This window comes from Arthrobacter sp. GW460-12-1-14-TSB2 (assembly GCF_059423525.1).
On the sequence record NZ_JBWKYC010000011.1, the window covers coordinates 86,048 to 103,003 of the forward strand.

The following is a 16,956-nucleotide window of genomic DNA, read 5'->3' on the forward strand; positions in this document are numbered from 1 at the left end:
CCCCCCCCCCCCCCCCCCCCCCCCCCCCCCCCACTCCTCCTCTTTATGCTTTTCCTGACTAGGTTGCTGACTGCGTTGTGCCGGTCAGGCAGTCTGGCCTGCGTGCTCGCCCTCTTCGATCTCTTCCAGCAATTTGTCGTTGAAGGCCTTGAGGTCCCCGGGGTGCCTGCTGGTGACGAATCCCTGGTCCACCACAACCTCCTCATCGCTCCAGAGAGCGCCCGCGTTCTTCAGGTCGGTCTGGAGCGTGTGGTACGAGGTCAGCTTGCGCCCGCGGACCACGCCTGCGTCGATGAGCAGCCAGGGGCCGTGGCAGATGGACGCCACCGGCTTGTGCTGTTCGAAGAAGCTGCGGGCAAAGGCCTGCGCATCCCTGTCCACGCGGAGGTGGTCCGCATTGACCACTCCGCCCGGGATCACCAGCGCATCGAAATCAGCAGCGCGGGCCTCGGCCGCCGTGATGTCGACGTCGAACTTCTCGCCTTTTTCGGTGCCGTGGAAGCCCTGCAGTTTTCCGGCCTTGGGCGCCACGAGGGTGGGCTCGCCGCCTGCCTCCTTCACTGCGTTCCAGGGGCTGGTGAGCTCCACCTGCTCCACGCCGTCGGTCAGCAGGAACGCAACCTTCTTGCCTGCAATATTGTGCGCTGACATATGTCCTCCTTCGCCGGATGCCTTACGGCTTTAACACTAGGAACGCCGGAAATAATAAGCAAGCTGACAATTGGTTTGTCAGGGACAATCTGCCCCGGACAAACAGTGCTAGCACGGAAGTCAGGGACAAGGCCTCGAGCGGACCATGGAAACACGGCATCAGGAAAGGATTCCTGGCCGAAACCACAATCACCGCAACAGGAGCAAAAAAATGTCCATGACCGCCGGAACAAAGAAGTCCCGCCCGTCCCGCGCCAAGATCGCACTCGTCTCAGCAATGACGCTGGGACTTGCTGCGGGCGGCGTCGCCTTGGCCGCACCAGCCCAGGCCGCCGCCACCAACTACGCCTGCACCGTGGTGCCCCTGAAGCCCATCTTCGCGGGCTTCAACTCGTCCGGCACCAAACTTGTGGACTACCGGATCAACGTCTACTGCGGTGCCAACCGCTACGTCAACATCGAGCAGCAGCGCTGGGAAAGCGACGACTGGCCCAACGGTGACGACCACCTCGGCAACTCCTCGTTCAGCCGCTACCTCGGCCCCGCCAACGGCTGGTACACCATCCACAACGTCCGCACCCTGACCAACACCGAGATCGGCAACGAGGAGGTCTACCAGAAGGTCCGGCATCAGGAAGGCGTGGGTGGCGTCTGGTCGCCGTTCACCGGCTGGACCGGCAGCGGCACCACGTCCATGTCCAACTAGTTCCGTATCCAACTGAGTCCGACCAACCAGCAGGCAATCCGGCGGCTGTCCCCACGGGGGCAGCCGCCGTTTTGCTAGTGCCGGCGCAGGTAGGTGAGCACGGCGAGGACCCGGCGGTGGTCCTCGGGTTCGGGTCGCAGCCCCAGCTTCAGGAAGATGCTCCGGATGTGCGCCTCCACCGTCCGCTCCCCCAGGAACAGGGTCTTGCCGATCGCCTGGTTGGTGCGCCCCTGGGCCATCAGTTCCAGGACGTCCCGCTCGCGGCTGCTGAGCTCGTCCTCCCCCTGGTGTCCGTTGTGCGGCCGGGCCACCATCCGGGCCACCAGTTCAGGATCGACGGCGGTCCCGCCGGCCGCCACCCGGTACAGGGCGTCGATGAAGTCGTCGATGTCGGACACGCGTTCCTTCAGGAGGTAGCCGAGCCCTTTCGCTCCGTTCCCCAGGAGCTGCATGGCGTTCTCCGTCTCCACATATTGGGACAGCAGCAGAACCCCCGTCCCGGGCTGGTCGCGGCGGATCGCGGTGGCGGCCTGGATGCCTTCGGTGGTGAAGGTGGGCGGCATGCGGATGTCGACGATGGCAACATCAGGCTGCTGCGCTGCGATACATCCCAGTAGCTCCTGGGCGTCCGCGGCCTCGCACACCACCTCCAGCCCTTCGGAACTGAGCAGCGCGGCAAGGCCGCGGCGGAGCAGCGCCGAGTCGTCCGCGATGGCGACGCGCAGTGTCATGGCAGGTCCTCCATCGGGTCGGCCGAGAAGGGCAGGGTTGCGGCCACGGTTGTTCCGCGGCCGGCCGGGCTGGTGACCGTAAGGGAGCCGCCTAGGGCCGCCGCCCGGTCGGCCAGCCCCAGCAGGCCGCCGTCGGCGCCGGGACTCGCCCCGCCGATCCCGTTATCCGTCACGTGCAGGCTGAGTCCGTCTTCCGTGCCTTTGACGCCGATCTGCAGGTTCGAGGCCCGGGCGTGCTTGGCGGCGTTGGTCACGGCCTCGGCGCAGATGAAATACGCTGCGAGTTCCACCGGCGGCGGAGGCCTTTGCTGCAGGTCAACGTCCAGCTCGATGGGCAGCGCGGACCGCTCCGCGAGCGCCGTGAGCGAGCCGCCCAGGCCTCTTTCGCGCAGCGACGGCGGGTAGACGCCCCGGGCCAGTTCACGCAGTTCCGCCAGCGCAACGGCGAGCTCGTCGCTGGCCTGCGCCACAAGGACTTTCATCTCCTCGGGGCTCGCGGCACGCCGTGCCCTCGCCAGGTCCATGGACACGCCCACCAGACGCTGCTGCGCACCGTCGTGGAGGTCCCGTTCGAGTTCACGACGCCGGGCGTCCCCGGCGGTGACTATCCGTTCCCGGGAGCGGCGGACCTCGACCAGCTGGTCCCGCAGCTGCTGCTCCATGTTCTGGTTGTCCAGGGCCAGGGACGTGGCGCTCTGCACTGCCGCCAGCAGCTGGGGCTGGTCCCGGAGTGCTTCGTCGAAAACCAGGGCCCCGACGGGCGTGCCGTTACGCTCCAGAACCATGGCCGCCCGCCCGGATCCGTCCTCCGGGACGGCGCGGGGCACGCCGTCGTCGTCCACGAATCCGGACAGCGCTGGCGACCACCGCCACAGGCTGAGGGTGGGGTCCCGGACCGACCTGCGCAAGGCGCGGATCAGCCGGTCACTGACCGGCGCCGCACCGATCTCCACCAGCAGCTCGCTCAGCGCGCCGCGGGCGAACCGGTAGCGCCAGAGCCCCAGCAGCACGGCGAGCGGGACGATCGCCGTCGCCGGGTATTGCCACAGCAGTGCCTCATTGGACAGTGTGCCGGTCAGCTGGACCACGGCAAGTGACACCCAGACGGTGGAGGCGGTCTTGATGATCACTGCCAGCCACAACGGCAGGAAGGCCGCCCGGTAGGCGGCTGAGCCGGACTGCCAGCGGGCCACGAGCACGGCCACAATTGCCAACCCGATGCCCACCTGGAGAATGCGGGCAACGTCGCCGATAGCGCTGGTGAGCTGCGGGCTGTCCCACAGCAGGAACAGGTTCCGGGACGTGGACTCCCCTGCGGCGATGTGCAGCCGGGGGTCGAAGAACGCCCAGCTCGCCACGGCAATCACCGCCCAGGCGGCGAAGAAGAAAACCACAGCCGCCCGTTCCGCACGCGAGCGCAGGACTCCGGACGGGAAGCTGAGGGCCAGCTGCAGCAGCGGAGGCTGGTACATCAGGGTCAGCCCCACCCCCACCGTAAAGAGGACCGGATCACTGGACCGCCGCACGCCGGCCGCCAGCCACAGCAGCCCGGCCACCACCAGCAGCAGGCCGGGATTCCGGTTGGGCCGGGTCTGCCACGCGGTCACGCCGGCCAGGACGAAGGCAAGCCCGACGGCGACGAACAGGGAGAGTTCAAAGACTGAGAAAGGTGCCCGGGCCGGGTTCTCGCCCCAGCGGATGACACCCTGGGCGTTGAGGACACCCAGCGTCCGGGCGGGATCCTGCAGGGCGGCCGGCTGCCAGTCGATCGAGATCAGCACCAGGGCCAAGACGCCCACGGTGGCAGCCACTACGAATACCAGTTGCTTGGGAGTCACGGTGCTTCCCTCCGCCAAGCTTAAGAATAGGCGCCCGTCAGGCTATTCGGCAGCCATCTGCGGCGCCAGCCGGTAGCCAATTCCCCGCACGGTTTCGACCCACCTGGGCGCGCGCGAGTCGTCTCCCAGCCGTTTCCGCAGGTTTCCCATGTGGACTTCGACGGTGCGCTCCTCTGCCGTGCTGACATAGGAGCCGGTGTCGTAGGGTTCGTTCCTCAGGCGGCGGACCAGGTCGGCCTTGGTCTGAACCAGGCGGCCGTTCTCCAGGAGCACCAGGAGAAGGTCGAACTGGGTCCGGGTCAGCTCAATCCGTAGCCCCTCGAATTCGGCGGTCCTGGTTCCCTCGCTGAGCGTGAGGCCGTTGTGCTCGAAATCGGCGAGTTCGGGATCGGCAGGCTCACCCTGCCGGAGTGCCGCCACGGCCGGGACGGACGACAGTGCGGCATCGTCCGGAGTGTTGAGCGCTCCCCGTGCATCACCGGCCGGTCCCGCCAGCCTGTGGCCAGCCCGCCTTGGCCGTCGCAGCATGGCGGCGATCCTCGCCCGCAGCTCGCGGGGACGGAAAGGCTTGGTCAGGAAGTCATCGGCCCCTGCTTCGAAGCCCATGATCGCGTCGGCTTCGTCCACCCGGCCGGTCACAATGACAAGATAGGCGTCGCTAAACGTGCGGATGCGGCGGGACGCTTCCAGTCCGTCAAAGTCCGGAAGCCCGAGGTCCATGGTGACCACCACCGGGTTGTACCGGCGGACCGCCTCAACACCTTCGAGCCCGGAGGCGGTCGCGTGGACGGCGAAACCTGACTGCAGCAGCACCTCCCGCAGGGAATTCCTGACGTCGTCGTCGTCCTCTACCACAACGGCAATGCCGCGTTCTTCCATCTATGCCCCCATAGTCTTCGGCCAGTCACCCCTTCATATTCGTCGGCAGGGAGCCCGCGGATGGGTATCTCCACTAACTGGACATATGAGGTTGATGATGAGCCTACACACGGCGGGACAGCGGACATTGCCGTCGAATCAAATCTTGTGCATCTCTTGAGTTCGCCCCAGGTATCCCCGGGAACTTGAGCCAAAATTGCGTCAAAGTCGCGTCATTCATGATTCCGCCGGTCCACCCTTGAGTCATACATCCAGGCGGGAACCCAGCACCCGTGAGAAGGAAGCATCACAGGCTGCAAGGAAGCAGGACCGGCCATGAAAAAGGCTCAAGCTGCCAATGAGGTCGCCGCGATCCACGGCGTCATCACCGACCAGGCACCGTTGGATTTTCACGCCCTGGGGCTCGCCGGCTGCATCGACCGGCTCGCCGCCCCGCTGCGGGAGCAGGGAACCACGGTCCGGTGGGAGACGCCGCACCACGGCGTCGAGATACCGTCCGGCACTGCAGGGCTGCTCTACCACGCCGCACAGGAGGCCCTGAGCAATGCGCTCAAATTCGCCGGTGCCACCGAACTGACCGTCCGGCTCGCGGCAGTACATCACGGCATCCGGCTGACGGTGGCCGACAACGGTGCAGGCTTCGACGGCAATGACCGCACGGGCAACCGCCCGCAGGGATTCGGACTGTTCCTGATGTCCATCGCAGTCCATGACGCCGGCGGCACCGCAACCATTGACAGTGCGCCCGGCGAGGGTACCCGCGTCACGGTCACGCTTCCGCTGGACTGACCACACGCTTTTACGGGGGGATTACCATGCATATCAGCCCGGGCCGTTGTGCCCACGGAACCAGCAACCGTCTCCAGTATTATTTTGCCCATGACCAGGCCTGCGGTGAGGGCTCCTATCGCGGACGTGGCCCGCACTGCACTCGATACCGTCTGGGACCGGATCTTTTTTATGGTCGGTGGTGTCGCCGCCGCGTGGTTGACCTATCTTCTCCTTGAGCTCAGCTTCCAGTGGGGCTGGGGCCAGCTCTGGTTCACGTTCGTCTTCTGGGCCATGCTCGCCTACCTCGTCCTGCCCAGGCTCCACTCGATCCTGACCCGCGTCTATGTGCCCGACTATTTCATCGGGCGCGCCCGCACCAGCGACGGCCTGCTCGGCGATCCGGTGAATGTGGCCCTGCTCAGCTCCGAAGCCCAGCTCCACCACGTGATGCGCCGGGCCGGCTGGACCATCGCCGACGACGTCACCCTGGCCAGCAGCCGGAGGATCATCACCTCCACCCTGCTGCGCCGCAGCTACCTTGAGGCGCCGGTCAGCCCGCTCTTCCTCTTCGGCCGGCAGCAGGACTTCGCGTACCAGCAGGAAGTGGACGGAACCCCGGGCAAGCGCCACCACGTCCGCTTCTGGCGGTGCCCGCCCGGCTGGCTGCTTCCCGGCGGCGTGGCCGCGGACTGGCTGGCCGCGGGCACGTACGACCGCAGCGTCGGCTTCTCCCTGTTCACCCTCCAGATCACGCACAAGATCGACGAGCACACGGACGATGAGCGGGACCACATCGTCGCGTCCATTTCCGCCGCCGAACCCTCGGCCGACGTCCGGGTGATCCGGGACTTCTCCACCGGGTATCACACCCGCAACGGCGGCGGCGATGAAATTGCCACCGACGGCGACCTTCCCATCATTAACCTGCGGGCAACGATGGTGCCCGGCGTTGCCGTTCCGCGGCTCGCGAGCGACAGCAGGAACAGGCGCCCTGCGCCCACCATCATCGGAGCCGCCCTCGTGGCCGGCCGTGCACTCGCCGCGGCGGCACTGGCCCTGTCCGTCCTGCTCTTTCCCGCCGGGCACTTAAGCGAAGGCCAATCGCAGCTGGTGCTCTACGCCGGGGTGGCAGTACTGGTTCTCTCTGCCCTCGCGGAACTGCTGCTCGCCTGGTTCGTCTTCCTGGGACGGAACTGGGCGCGCACGCTCGCCATGGCCTTGAGCACCGCCGCGATCGGCCTGCAGGTCATTGACGTCGCTCACGGCGGTCCCGGAATCACGCTGCAGACCAACCTCCCCGGCCTCACCCTGGACATCCTGCTGATCCTCGCGCTGTCCAGCGAGCGGTCCCGCGTCTACGCCCGCCGCGACCGCAAGGAGCCAAAACGGATCGCCGCACGGCCCGGCGGCCGCGCAGCGATCTGACCGCCAGACCGTCAGAGCGTGGACGGGTCCGTGTTCGCGCCGCACAGGATCACGGCCACGCGTTCGCCTTCCGCCGGGACGTAGGCCCCGGAGGTCAGGGCGGCAAACGCCGCCGCCGCGCCGTGCTCCACCACCATCCGGTAGTCGGCCCACAGCCGCGAGCGCGCGGCGACAATCTCATCGTCGGACACCAGCACGCCCGCCACGCCGGTCCGCACCGCGACGTCAAAGCCGATCCGGCCGATCCGGCGCGCTCCCAGCGAGTCCGCGGCAATCCCGGAAACCGCCACATCCACCGGTTCGCCCGCCTTCAGCGCGGCGTGCAGGGTGGGGGCGGTTGCGGGCTCCACTCCCACCACCCTGGCCAGGCCTTCGACGGCCGCGGCGATCCCGGCCATCAGGCCTCCGCCGCCCACCGCCACCAGCACGGTGTCCACTCCGCCCAGCTGTTCCAGGAGCTCCGAACCGACTGTGCCGGCACCGGCGGCAATTTCGGGCTGGTCGTAGGCGTGGCAGTACACGGCTCCGGTCTCGGCCGCGTAGGCGGTGGCGGCGTCGTAGGCCACGGCATATTCGGCGCCGCGCTGGATCACCGTGGCCCCGGATTCCCTGAGTTTCTTGACCTTCATGGCGGGGGCTGTCTCCGGGACAAAGACGGTGGCGGGTACTCCCGCCTGCGCGGCGGCGTAGGCGTTGGCCAGGCCGGCGTTGCCGCCGGAAGCGACCACTATGCCGACGTCCTCCTTGAGCTCACCACGCTCGCGGCAGGAAAGCACGCGGTTGAATGCGCCCCGGGCCTTGAACGTGCCGGTGTGCTGCATGAACTCGCACTTCAGCCACACCGACCCGGGAAAGCTCTCCGGGTCCGCTTCGATCACTGGCGTGCGGCGCACCAGCCCGGCAATCCTGGCGGCAGCTTCGTCGACGTCGGACCGGGTAATCACCGCACTCCCCCGGCCGCCGTGCCGGCTGGTGCCGTGGCGCGCCCGCCGTAGTCATGGCCGATCTGGCGTGCGGCGTCCAGCAGGAACGGGACCACCGTCTTTTCGATGGCTTCCGCCGGAGCCCGGTGGGTCTGCAGGGACACGTTGACCGCGGCAACGACCTCGTGGCCGCGCCAGACCGGGACGGCCACACCGCGGAGGCCTTCCTCCAGTTCCTGCGAGACCATGGACCACCCCCTGGTCCTGGCTTGTTCCACTTCGGCCTGCAGCTGTTCGAGGGTGCCGATCGACCGCTCGGTGAACCGCTGCAGCTGGACGGAGTCGTAGTACGTTTTCAGCTGGGCCTCGGACAACGCACCCAGCAGGACGCGTCCCATGGACGTCGCCCAGGCCGGGAACCTGGTACCCACACTGATGGAAACGCTGAGGAGGCGGGGCGACGGAACGCACGCGACGTACACGACGTCGGTGCCGTCAAGGATGCACAACGACGTTGTCTCGTTCAGCTCCGCGGCCAGGGACTTGAGGTGCCGCTCGGCGATTCTGGGGAGCGCAAGGTTTGCCAGGAAGGACTGCCCGATGTCCAGCGAGCGGGGGGTCAGTTCGAAATGTGAACCTTCGGCCCGCAGGTAGCCAAGGTCGGTCAACGTCATCAGGAACCTCCGGGCTGAGGCCCTGGTCATGTCAGATTTCGCGGCAACCTGGGACACCGTCAGGCGGGGTTCGTCCGGAGCGAAGGCGCGCAGTACGTCAAAGGCCTTCTCCACCGACTTCACGAAGTATGCGGGTTGTTCCGCCATGGAATCGCTTGCCCTTCCTGAAGCTCACATCCGGCGCCCGCGGACGCGTGGCCGCCGGCTTGTTTCGATCATATCCGGCCCCTATCCGCCGCACGACCGCGCAACCCGCAGGGTCCAGCTCCGGTCAGTTCCGGCCAGTTCCCCGCCGCATCCGGTCAGCCATCTGCCCGGATATGCGTCAGCGTCCGCCCCAGGAGCGTTCCCGTCTCCGGCGCCAGGCCAAGAATGGGGATCATGGCCGCCGCCTGCGCCCTAAGGTGGTCCCAGCCGTCGGCGTACGCCAGCCCCTGCGCCTTGGCGCTGGCGATGGTTGCGGTGGTGTGGCCGGCATAGACGAAGTCATAGACGAAGGCATCCGGCGAGAGCTGCGACTGCCCCCACGCCGGTTCATCATCAATGCCCTTGCCGAGGGGTGTCGCATTGACGATCAGGGATGCGCCGGGCGCGTGGTCCCGGGATTCGGCCCAGGACACGGCGGCGGCCTCCATGCCCAGGCTGGCAGCAAGGTCCACCAGCTGCTGCGACGCCAGCAGATCCTTGTCCGTTATCGTGACCCGGTCTGCCAGCCCCGCCAGTGCCACGAGGGTTGCGCGTGCGGCGCCGCCCGCCCCGAGCATCAGGGCGTGCCGCTGGTGCCGGCCGCCCAGGAGTTCGACGACGGCGGTGATGTCCGTGTTGTGCGCATTCAGCCTCCGGCCGTCCCGGACCAGGAGGTTGGAGGCTCCGCTGAGCCGGACCGGTTCGGTGACGGTGTCAGCCGTTCCCGCGGCCCACTGCTTGTGGGGCATCGTCACGTTTGCAGCCACGACGTCGGCCTCCAGCATCGCAGCACGTACGCCGGACATGTCCTGGCCGGCAGGCACGTCCCAGGCTTCGTACGTCCAACTACTCCCGAGCTCTTCGAAGACCGGGCCCCACAGCCCGGGCGACATGGCGCTTGAAGCAGCCGAGCCGATAAGGAACAAACGGTGTGCGGGCGTTCGGTTCTCCATAATGACCCTCTCATGTGAAGACGCAGTCGGTTGCCCGGCCAGGAAAGTGTTGTGAGGCACCTCACCCTGCGGTACTCTATTCCATAATCGCATACCGCACAGCTGTTCGGAATGCGCACAAATGAAAAATTCAGACAGTCTTTCAACGCGGAGGGACCAGCATCATGACCAACACAGCCACGGGCGCCGGCATCGGAGCCGAGCAGCGCCAGCTCAAGAGGGCCAAGAAAGCAGCCCTGGCCGCGTTCCTCGGCGGCGCCCTTGAGTACTACGACTTCTTCATCTACGCCACTGCGGCGTCGCTGGTCTTTTCCAAGATCTTCTTCCCGCCGGGGGACCCCACGGTCGCCCTGATCGCCTCCTTCGCCACCTTCGGCGTGGCGTACGTGGCTCGGCCTTTCGGCGCAGTGGTCTTCGGGCACCTGGGTGACAAGATCGGCCGCAAGAACACGCTGGTGCTGACGCTCGTCCTGATGGGTTCGGCCACGTTCCTCATCGGCGTGCTGCCCGACTTCAACACCGCCGGCTATTGGGCCCCGGCCCTGCTGGTGCTCCTGCGCCTCATGCAGGGCCTCTCCGCCGGGGCCGAGACGGCGGGCGCCTCGGCACTGTCCACCGAAGAAGCCCCCGAAGGACGCCGCGGCTTCTTCGCCAGCTTCGCCATGAGCGGCATCTCCGCCGGCATTGTCCTGGCCTCCCTGGCGTTCCTCCCCGTGGCGGCCATGAGCGAAGCGGACCGCCTGGCCTGGGGCTGGCGCATTCCGTTCTGGCTGTCGCTGCTGGTTCTGATCGTCGCCTACCTTGTCCGCCGCTCGCTGGAGGAACCGGAGGTCTTCGAGGAGAAGCATGATCACGGCGAACTGGTAAAGCTGCCCTTCGCCAAGATGTTCAAGACCCACCCGGCACAGTTCTTCCAGGTGGCCCTGATGTCCTTTGAAACCGTCACGAACACGTTTATGCAGTCCTTCGGCCTGGCCTACGCCGTCTCCGTGGGGGTGCCGGCCTCCACCATGCTCTGGGTCAGCATCACGGGCAACATCATCGCCGTCATCTCCCAGCCGTTCATGGCCTGGCTCTCTGACAGGTACGGCCGCCGTCCGATCTTCATCACCGGCGTCCTGGGTTCAGGCCTGATGATCTTCGTGTACTTCTCCGTGATTTCCACGGGCAACATCCCCATGATCTTCCTGACCAGCACCCTCATCACGGCAGGCACCTACGCCATGTCCAACGCCATCTACCCCGCCTGGTTCTCGGAGCTGTTCAACGTCAAGGTCCGCTACTCCGGCATGGCCATCGGCCTGCAGGTCGGCATCCTGTGCGCCGGCTTCACCCCGCTGCTCGGCACCGCCCTCGTCGGCGCGGACAAGGCGAACTGGGGCCCCGCCGCCTGGATCGTGGCTGCATCCTCGCTCCTGGCCGTGGCCGGTGCTTACTGGGCCCGCGAGACCAGCAAGACCCCGCTGCGCGAACTGGGCAACCCGGTCCGCTGACGAATCGCCCCGGCGGTTGAGCCTGTCGAAACCGCATGGCCCAGGCTCAACCACAGGGGCACTACCGGCGACGGAGGCGGGCCAGCAGCGTCGCGGCGAGCAGCGCCGTCGTGATTTCCAGGGCGACGACGGCGAGCAGCCTGCCGGCGCCGGTGCCAGCCTCGGCCGGCAGCCCGGAAAACCCGTGGCTGTGGGCGTGCGAGCCGCCACCGGACGCTGTCCCCAGCAACAGGTAAGCGTGCAGCGCCGTCATGGCCAGCGCGCACGCCATGACCTGGCGCAGTGCCCCAACCCTGCCCTCGCGCCAGATGTGCACGGCGCACGGCAGGCAGACCCCCACCATGGCCAGCATCAGCAGGTTCAGCCACAGGCCGTGCTGGTTTCCCGTCACGAGCCCAAGGTGCACCAGGCTTGAGGCGGCGGTCGCCACGGCCACGATGCGCAGGTGTACAACGGGGCGGGGGTGGAGGACGGGGCCGGCGGTCCGGCCCCATCCTCGCAGGGCGGTCATGGCGCCTGCCTAGCCGTGGCAGTGCCCGCCGGCGGCGGGCTTGGTGTTCGGGTTGGCTGGCACATCCAGCACGGGGCTGCGGTCAAAGAACCCTTCGGGCCGGAGCTTGAAGCCGACCGTGTCCACCGGCATGATGGGCCAGTCCTCGATCCGGGGGAAGTGGGTCAGCCCGAAGGTGTGCCACACCACGATGTCCTGGCCGTCGATCTCGCGGTCCTGGGCGATGTAGGCCGGCAGGCCCGCTCCCCCGGAATGCTGGTTCACGAAGTCGCCGGTAGGGTAACGCTCGTCCTCCGCGAACCGGGTGACCCACAGGTCCTTGGTGGCGAACGCCGCCCGGCGGGCAATGGAGGAATCCGGATCGGCCAGGAGCGTCGGCTGGCCCTGGGCATGCAGCTTGTAGCCGACCGGTTCGCCCAGGCGGTTGCGTGATTCCGGGTTGGAGATAATCCAGGTCCGGCCGCTGCGCGCGTCGGCTTCCCGGACGGCTTCGGACTCCCGGGCCAGGACGGTCCGCTTCCGGGAGAATGCGTTGCCGCGTTCGTTGCCCTCACCCATGGGCTGCCGGACCACGTCCTCCTCCTCAACCCGGTTGGTGAAGCCGTCGATCGCCATGTCCAGGCGGGCGCTGAAGAGGTGCTGGTGGAACGGCGCGCCTAGCCCGGGGGCCAGCTGGGAGATGTTGGCCGAGCCGCCTTCGGGGAACGCGCTGGTGAAGACGACGCCGGTGGCCTTGGCCTCGAATTCGATGGTGCCGTCGAGGTACAGGTACCAGTAGAAGCCGTAGTCGTAGTTGCCGATGGTGGTGAAGAAGGAGATGACCAGGCGGCGGTTGCGGCGGGTGTAGTTGATGCCCGTCCAGAGGTCGGAGTGCTTGGCCAGGATGCCCCAGTCCTCCTCGTGCATGCAGATGCCGTTGCGGATTTCGCGGGGATTGCCGAACGCGTCGCTGATCACGGGGCTGAGGTAGGTGATCTCGCCGAGGCAGTCGCAGCCCAGTTCGAGCGAGTTGGCGTATTGGCCCACCAGGTATTCGCCGGTGTCGAAGTAGTTCTGCCAGGACCGGATGGGCGACGGGTCGCCGTAGGGAACCACCATCTCGGCGATGGACGCGCGGTTGATGATGGGCCGCAGGCGGTCGCCGTCCTGGAAGGCCAGGTTGTGCAGCACCACGCCCTCACGGACGTCGAAGCCGACGTCCACGCTCCACTTTTCCCACTCGACGTGGTTACCGCCGGTGACTGTGAAGCTGGGGCCCTCGGGCTGGGTGATGTGGAGCGGCTTCTGCGTGGTGCGGAGCGCGCCGGTGAGCTCGGGGTCAGTGTAGTTGCCGTGCTCGGCAGGAATCGGGACGACGCCGGTATCCAGGACCTGCGTGACTTCCTTGCTGACGACGTCGACGTACGCCACCAGCCCGTCAACCGGATGCGCCCAGGCGCTGTCCTCCGGGAAGTCCTGCACGAAGGCCAGCCCGCGGAGGATGCGGCGGCCTTTCTCCTCCGGGTATTCGAAGACGCCGGCGGACAGCGGAGCAACGCGGACTTTGCTGACGTCCAGGTTCCGGTCCGCCAGGGCCTTCAGCCACCGTTCGTCGGAGGCCAGGAGTTCCTCGACCACCTCAAACTCCTCTTCCAGCACGGGCAGTTCGCCGGCGACGGCGGTGTCCAGTTCGACGGCGGAGGTCACCTCGCCGCGGGTGGCGGAGACCGTCACATCGAGGGGACGGCCCCCGGACACGTCGTGGATGAACACGCGGAAGCGCCGGTCCTCGGAGTCCCTGGAACTGTCCCGGGCCGGGTCCAGCAGGCCCAGGTAGGCAATCCGCTTTTCCGGGCCGAGGAGTCCCCCGGCGCGCAGGATGCCCTGGACTTCAGTGATCTCAGCGGCCGCTGCCAGGCGGTACGGGGCGGCTGTGTCAGTTGGTGCGAGTGTCATGAGCGCTGCCTTTGTCCGGGACCGTGTTGGGGTCGGGATTTTTTATTTTCTATAGTTGTAGAGAATAAGGGGTCCGTAAGATGGATCACAAGGGTTCGATACAAAAAAGTTCCGGGGGATCACCAGAGTGCCAAAGATTGTTGACCATGATGAACGGCGCCTGGAGCTGGTGGATGCGACCTGGCGGATCATCGCCAGGCTGGGCATCGAAGGCGCCACGATGCGGGAGATCGCCCTCGAGGCCGGCTTCGCCAACGGCGCACTGAAGCCCTACTTCCCCACCAAGGACACGCTGCTGACGTTTGCCTTCCGGCACGTCTTCAACAGGACCAACGAGCGCATCCGGGAGGTCACGGCGGGCAAGGCCGGGATTCCGGCGCTCCGGGCTTTTTGCGTCGAGGTGCTGCCGCTGGACTCCGAGCGGGTCAATGAAGCGCGGATCGTGGTCCCGTTCTGGCAGAAGGCCATCAACGATCCGGAAAAAGCCGCCATCCACCGCGAGTCCATGGACCAGTGGCACGCTGCGATCCTCGGGTACCTGGCCGAGGCCAGGGCGCAGGGGGACGTGGGTGCCGCCGTCGACGATTCAGCCGTTGCCGGCCACCTGCTGAACATGCTGCTGGGAGCGCAGATAGCAGCCGCCCTTGCCCCGGACAACGAGACGGACCTGCGCCTGGGCGACCAGCTGGAAGCATTCCTGACCTTGCTTCAGGCGGGCTCGTAATTCTTTTTTCGACGCTGGGCGAAAAAAGATGACAACGCCCGGCATCACCGCTAACCTGAAATAACTGTGTCGCAGGACACAGCCTGGGGGACCAACTTTCAGATGGCTATCCGGCGTCAGGAACATCCATGTCTGCAACTACAGCCCGCCCGGCGGGCCAGGAACTCATCTCCAGCGTGGCCACCTCATTTGAGCACTGGCGGCACCTTGTGGCGGAGTCGTTCGTGCCGCTGGCCGCCGACACGGATCATCCCGACACCTTCCGCGGCCGGATGCGCTCCAGGGTGCTGGACCGGCTGTGCATCGTGGAGGTCACTGCCACGGGCCACAATGTCCACCGCACACCGGCCCTGGTGGCCCGGCCCGGCCAGCGCTATTTCAAACTCAATCTCCAGCTGGAGGGCACCGGACTCCTCATCCAGGACAACCGCGAGGCAGTGCTGCGCCCCGGCGACCTCGCCATTTACGACACCAACCGTCCCTACACGCTGGCCTTCGAAGAGCAGGCGCGGGTCATGGTGGTCATGTTTCCGCACGACTCCCTGTCCCTGCCGCCGGATTATGTCGGGCAGCTCGCGGCCGTCCGACTGGCAGGCGGGCACGGCCTGACCGGCATCGTGGGCCCGTTTATCGCCCAGTTGGCGGAGAACCTTGAAGCCCTCAGCGGCCCCAGCGGATCACGGCTGGCCGCCAACGCCCTGGACCTCGTGTCCACCATGCTGCACTCGGAACTGGACATGGCGCGGGACAGCATGAAGCCGCAGGTGCTGCTGGCATCGTCCGTGCGCGAATACATCGAGGCCAACCTCGCAGACCCCCAGCTCTCGCCCGCCGGCATTGCGGCGGCACACTTCATCTCCACCCGGCACCTGCACAACATCTTCCACGAATCCGGAGCCACTGTTGCCAGCTGGATCCGTAGCCAGCGGCTGGAACGGATCCGCCGCGACCTGAGGGATCCGCTGCACCACAGCACTTCGGTGGGGGCGGTCGCCGCCCGCTGGGGGTTCCTTGACGCGGCGCATTTCAGCCGCACGTTCCGGGATGCCTACGGCGAATCCCCCAGCGACTGGCGCCGCGGCGCCTAGTCTGTCCAGGGCTCAGCGGCCGGGTCCAGCCGGGGCGCACGCCAGGGCGTCAGCCCCTAGATCAGCCCCTGCGCAAGCATGGCGTCGGCCACCTTGACGAAACCGCCGATATTGGCGCCCAGAACGTAGTTGCCAGGCTCCCCGTATTCGTCGGCCGTCGAGGCGCAGCGGTGGTGGATCCCCACCATGATGTCCGTGAGCCGCTGTTCCGTGTGCTCGAAGGACCAGGAGTCACGGCTCGCGTTCTGCTGCATCTCCAGCGCGGACGTCGCCACACCGCCCGCGTTGGCAGCCTTGCCCGGGCCGAACAGCACGCCGGCTTCCTGGAAGACCGCTACGGCTTCGCGGGTGGACGGCATGTTGGCGCCTTCGCCGATGGCGATCAGGCCGTTGCGGACCAGCCTCGCGGCAGCATCGCCGTCGAGCTCGTTCTGCGTGGCGCACGGGAGCGCCACCGTCGCGTCGACGTCCCAGACCGAACCGGCTTCCACATAGGCGACGCCGGAACGGCGCAGCGCATAATCCTTCAGGCGCCCGCGCTCCACTTCCTTGACCTGGCGGAGAAGCCCGACGTCGATGCCCGCCTCGTCCACGATGTAGCCGGAAGAGTCGGAGCAGGCCACCACTGTGGCACCGAGCGACTGGGCCTTGGCGACGGCGTTGATGGCCACGTTCCCGGACCCGGAAACCACCACGCGCTGCCCGTCGAAGGACGTTCCGCGGGTCTTCAGCATTTCCTCGGTGAAGATCACTGTTCCGAACCCGGTGGCCTCGGGCCGGACCAGCGAGCCTCCCCAGGAGATGCCCTTGCCGGTCAGGACGCCGGATTCGTAGCGGTTCGTGATCCGCTTGTACTGGCCGAAGAGGTAGCCGATTTCGCGTCCGCCGACGCCGATGTCGCCGGCCGGCACGTCGGTGTATTCGCCGATGTGGCGGTACAGCTCGGTCATGAAGGACTGGCAGAACCGCATGACTTCGGCATCGCTGCGGCCGCGGGGGTCGAAGTCCGAACCACCCTTGCCGCCGCCGATGGGCATGCCGGTGAGGGCGTTCTTGAAGATCTGCTCGAAGCCGAGGAACTTTACGATGCCCAGATAGACGGACGGGTGGAACCGCAGGCCGCCCTTGTAGGGGCCGAGTGCCGAGTTGAACTCCACCCGGAAGCCGCGGTTGATCTGCACGCGTCCCTGGTCATCGGTCCACGGCACCCGGAAGATGATCTGGCGTTCGGGTTCGCAGAGCCGTTCCAGGATGGCCGCTTCGAGGAATTCGGGGTGCCTGTCGTGGACGGGGCCCAGGCTTTCGAAGACCTCGACCACCGCCTGATGGAACTCCGCTTCTCCCGGGTTCCTGGCCAGGACGGTGTCCCTGATGGCCTCGAGCCGTGCATCCATGATGATTCCTAACCTCGAACCGGGCGCGGAAGTCTCCGGCATAGGCCGCGCCGGCACCCTTTTATTGAAACTTC

General features: G+C 66.9%; 16 protein-coding genes. 6 read left to right on the forward strand and 10 right to left on the reverse strand.

Annotation, left to right across the window (positions count from 1 at the left end):
• Positions 1 to 84: 84 nt before the first annotated feature.
• On the reverse strand, positions 85 to 651 hold the full coding sequence (locus tag AC07YR_RS14215) for a type 1 glutamine amidotransferase domain-containing protein (RefSeq protein WP_055807390.1): 567 nt from the start codon (positions 649 to 651) through the stop codon (positions 85 to 87).
• Positions 652 to 862: 211 nt separating this feature from the next.
• Between AC07YR_RS14215 and AC07YR_RS14220 the strand changes: the two genes are divergently transcribed.
• Positions 863 to 1,357 carry a hypothetical protein gene (locus tag AC07YR_RS14220; RefSeq protein WP_055807392.1) on the forward strand — a complete coding sequence of 165 codons (495 nt, stop codon included), beginning with the start codon at positions 863 to 865 and terminating at the stop codon, positions 1,355 to 1,357.
• A 74-nt stretch (positions 1,358 to 1,431) separates the two neighbouring features.
• On the opposite strand, the gene AC07YR_RS14225 is transcribed toward AC07YR_RS14220, so the two are convergent.
• From AC07YR_RS14225 to AC07YR_RS14235, 3 genes are read right to left on the reverse strand one after another with little or no spacing between them, the layout of a single operon-like run.
• A complete protein-coding gene (locus AC07YR_RS14225; protein WP_055807394.1) occupies positions 1,432 to 2,088 on the reverse strand; it encodes a response regulator transcription factor in 657 nt (218 codons plus the stop codon).
• Positions 2,085 to 3,926 carry a sensor histidine kinase gene (locus tag AC07YR_RS14230; RefSeq protein ID WP_494734361.1) on the reverse strand — a complete coding sequence of 614 codons (1,842 nt, stop codon included), beginning with the start codon at positions 3,924 to 3,926 and terminating at the stop codon, positions 2,085 to 2,087. The genes AC07YR_RS14225 and AC07YR_RS14230 overlap by 4 nt, the downstream gene beginning before the upstream one ends.
• Before the next feature lie 42 nt (positions 3,927 to 3,968).
• Entirely contained in the window at positions 3,969 to 4,805 is an 837-nt protein-coding gene (locus tag AC07YR_RS14235; RefSeq protein WP_055807400.1) for a response regulator transcription factor, read from the reverse strand.
• A 315-nt stretch (positions 4,806 to 5,120) separates the two neighbouring features.
• On the opposite strand from AC07YR_RS14235, the gene AC07YR_RS14240 reads away from it, so the two are divergent.
• Both AC07YR_RS14240 and AC07YR_RS14245 read left to right on the forward strand, forming a co-directional pair.
• The gene (locus AC07YR_RS14240; RefSeq protein WP_055807403.1) at positions 5,121 to 5,594 is read left to right on the forward strand and encodes a sensor histidine kinase; all 474 of its coding nucleotides are present in this window, start codon (positions 5,121 to 5,123) and stop codon (positions 5,592 to 5,594) included.
• 90 nt (positions 5,595 to 5,684) lie between these two features.
• The gene (locus tag AC07YR_RS14245; protein WP_436058648.1) at positions 5,685 to 7,001 is read left to right on the forward strand and encodes an LssY C-terminal domain-containing protein; all 1,317 of its coding nucleotides are present in this window, start codon (positions 5,685 to 5,687) and stop codon (positions 6,999 to 7,001) included.
• 11 nt (positions 7,002 to 7,012) lie between these two features.
• Here the strand turns inward: AC07YR_RS14245 and AC07YR_RS14250 are convergent, their stop codons facing one another.
• From AC07YR_RS14250 to AC07YR_RS14260, 3 genes are all read right to left on the reverse strand, one after another.
• Entirely contained in the window at positions 7,013 to 7,945 is a 933-nt protein-coding gene (locus AC07YR_RS14250) for a threonine/serine dehydratase (protein ID WP_494734362.1), read from the reverse strand.
• Complete coding sequence (locus AC07YR_RS14255) at positions 7,942 to 8,745, reverse strand: IclR family transcriptional regulator domain-containing protein (RefSeq protein WP_055807411.1); 804 nt, start codon at positions 8,743 to 8,745, stop codon at positions 7,942 to 7,944. The genes AC07YR_RS14250 and AC07YR_RS14255 overlap by 4 nt, the downstream gene beginning before the upstream one ends.
• Positions 8,746 to 8,900: 155 nt before the next feature.
• Complete coding sequence (locus AC07YR_RS14260) at positions 8,901 to 9,737, reverse strand: shikimate dehydrogenase family protein (protein ID WP_494734363.1); 837 nt, start codon at positions 9,735 to 9,737, stop codon at positions 8,901 to 8,903.
• Between the two features lie 164 nt (positions 9,738 to 9,901).
• Here AC07YR_RS14260 and AC07YR_RS14265 point away from each other — a divergent pair, with 164 nt between their 5' ends.
• Positions 9,902 to 11,230, forward strand: a complete 1,329-nt coding sequence (locus AC07YR_RS14265) for an MFS transporter (protein ID WP_494734364.1) — start codon at positions 9,902 to 9,904, stop codon at positions 11,228 to 11,230.
• Between the two features lie 61 nt (positions 11,231 to 11,291).
• Here AC07YR_RS14265 and AC07YR_RS14270 read toward each other — a convergent pair whose 3' ends face one another.
• Both AC07YR_RS14270 and AC07YR_RS14275 read right to left on the reverse strand, forming a co-directional pair.
• Complete coding sequence (locus AC07YR_RS14270) at positions 11,292 to 11,741, reverse strand: hypothetical protein (protein WP_494734365.1); 450 nt, start codon at positions 11,739 to 11,741, stop codon at positions 11,292 to 11,294.
• Positions 11,742 to 11,750: 9 nt separating this feature from the next.
• Positions 11,751 to 13,676, reverse strand: coding sequence for a primary-amine oxidase (locus AC07YR_RS14275; protein WP_494734366.1), 1,926 nt, complete (start codon positions 13,674 to 13,676; stop codon positions 11,751 to 11,753).
• Positions 13,677 to 13,803: 127 nt separating this feature from the next.
• On the opposite strand from AC07YR_RS14275, the gene AC07YR_RS14280 reads away from it, so the two are divergent.
• The gene (locus tag AC07YR_RS14280; protein WP_436058653.1) at positions 13,804 to 14,400 is read left to right on the forward strand and encodes a TetR/AcrR family transcriptional regulator; all 597 of its coding nucleotides are present in this window, start codon (positions 13,804 to 13,806) and stop codon (positions 14,398 to 14,400) included.
• A 128-nt stretch (positions 14,401 to 14,528) separates the two neighbouring features.
• Positions 14,529 to 15,488 (forward strand): AraC-like ligand-binding domain-containing protein, encoded by a 960-nt coding sequence (locus AC07YR_RS14285; protein WP_494734367.1) that lies wholly within the window; start codon positions 14,529 to 14,531, stop codon positions 15,486 to 15,488.
• Between the two features lie 56 nt (positions 15,489 to 15,544).
• Here AC07YR_RS14285 and gdhA read toward each other — a convergent pair whose 3' ends face one another.
• The gene (gdhA, locus tag AC07YR_RS14290; protein ID WP_436058654.1) at positions 15,545 to 16,882 is read right to left on the reverse strand and encodes an NADP-specific glutamate dehydrogenase; all 1,338 of its coding nucleotides are present in this window, start codon (positions 16,880 to 16,882) and stop codon (positions 15,545 to 15,547) included.
• Positions 16,883 to 16,956: the final 74 nt, after the last annotated feature.

Excerpts from the sequence above, each read along its gene's own strand:
- AC07YR_RS14240 (WP_055807403.1), top strand. The coding sequence starts at position 5,121 with ATGAAAAAGGCTCAAGCTGCCAATGAGGTCGCCGCGATCCACGGCGTC.
- AC07YR_RS14225 (WP_055807394.1), bottom strand. The coding sequence starts at position 2,088 with ATGACACTGCGCGTCGCCATCGCGGACGACTCGGCGCTGCTCCGCCGC.
- AC07YR_RS14220 (WP_055807392.1), top strand. The coding sequence starts at position 863 with ATGTCCATGACCGCCGGAACAAAGAAGTCCCGCCCGTCCCGCGCCAAG.
- AC07YR_RS14255 (WP_055807411.1), bottom strand. The coding sequence starts at position 8,745 with ATGGCGGAACAACCCGCATACTTCGTGAAGTCGGTGGAGAAGGCCTTT.
- AC07YR_RS14285 (WP_494734367.1), top strand. The coding sequence starts at position 14,529 with ATGTCTGCAACTACAGCCCGCCCGGCGGGCCAGGAACTCATCTCCAGC.
- gdhA (WP_436058654.1), bottom strand. The coding sequence starts at position 16,882 with ATGGATGCACGGCTCGAGGCCATCAGGGACACCGTCCTGGCCAGGAAC.
- AC07YR_RS14260 (WP_494734363.1), bottom strand. The coding sequence starts at position 9,737 with ATGGAGAACCGAACGCCCGCACACCGTTTGTTCCTTATCGGCTCGGCT.
- AC07YR_RS14235 (WP_055807400.1), bottom strand. The coding sequence starts at position 4,805 with ATGGAAGAACGCGGCATTGCCGTTGTGGTAGAGGACGACGACGACGTC.
- AC07YR_RS14275 (WP_494734366.1), bottom strand. The coding sequence starts at position 13,676 with ATGACACTCGCACCAACTGACACAGCCGCCCCGTACCGCCTGGCAGCG.
- AC07YR_RS14245 (WP_436058648.1), top strand. The coding sequence starts at position 5,685 with ATGACCAGGCCTGCGGTGAGGGCTCCTATCGCGGACGTGGCCCGCACT.
- AC07YR_RS14270 (WP_494734365.1), bottom strand. The coding sequence starts at position 11,741 with ATGACCGCCCTGCGAGGATGGGGCCGGACCGCCGGCCCCGTCCTCCAC.
- AC07YR_RS14215 (WP_055807390.1), bottom strand. The coding sequence starts at position 651 with ATGTCAGCGCACAATATTGCAGGCAAGAAGGTTGCGTTCCTGCTGACC.
- AC07YR_RS14265 (WP_494734364.1), top strand. The coding sequence starts at position 9,902 with ATGACCAACACAGCCACGGGCGCCGGCATCGGAGCCGAGCAGCGCCAG.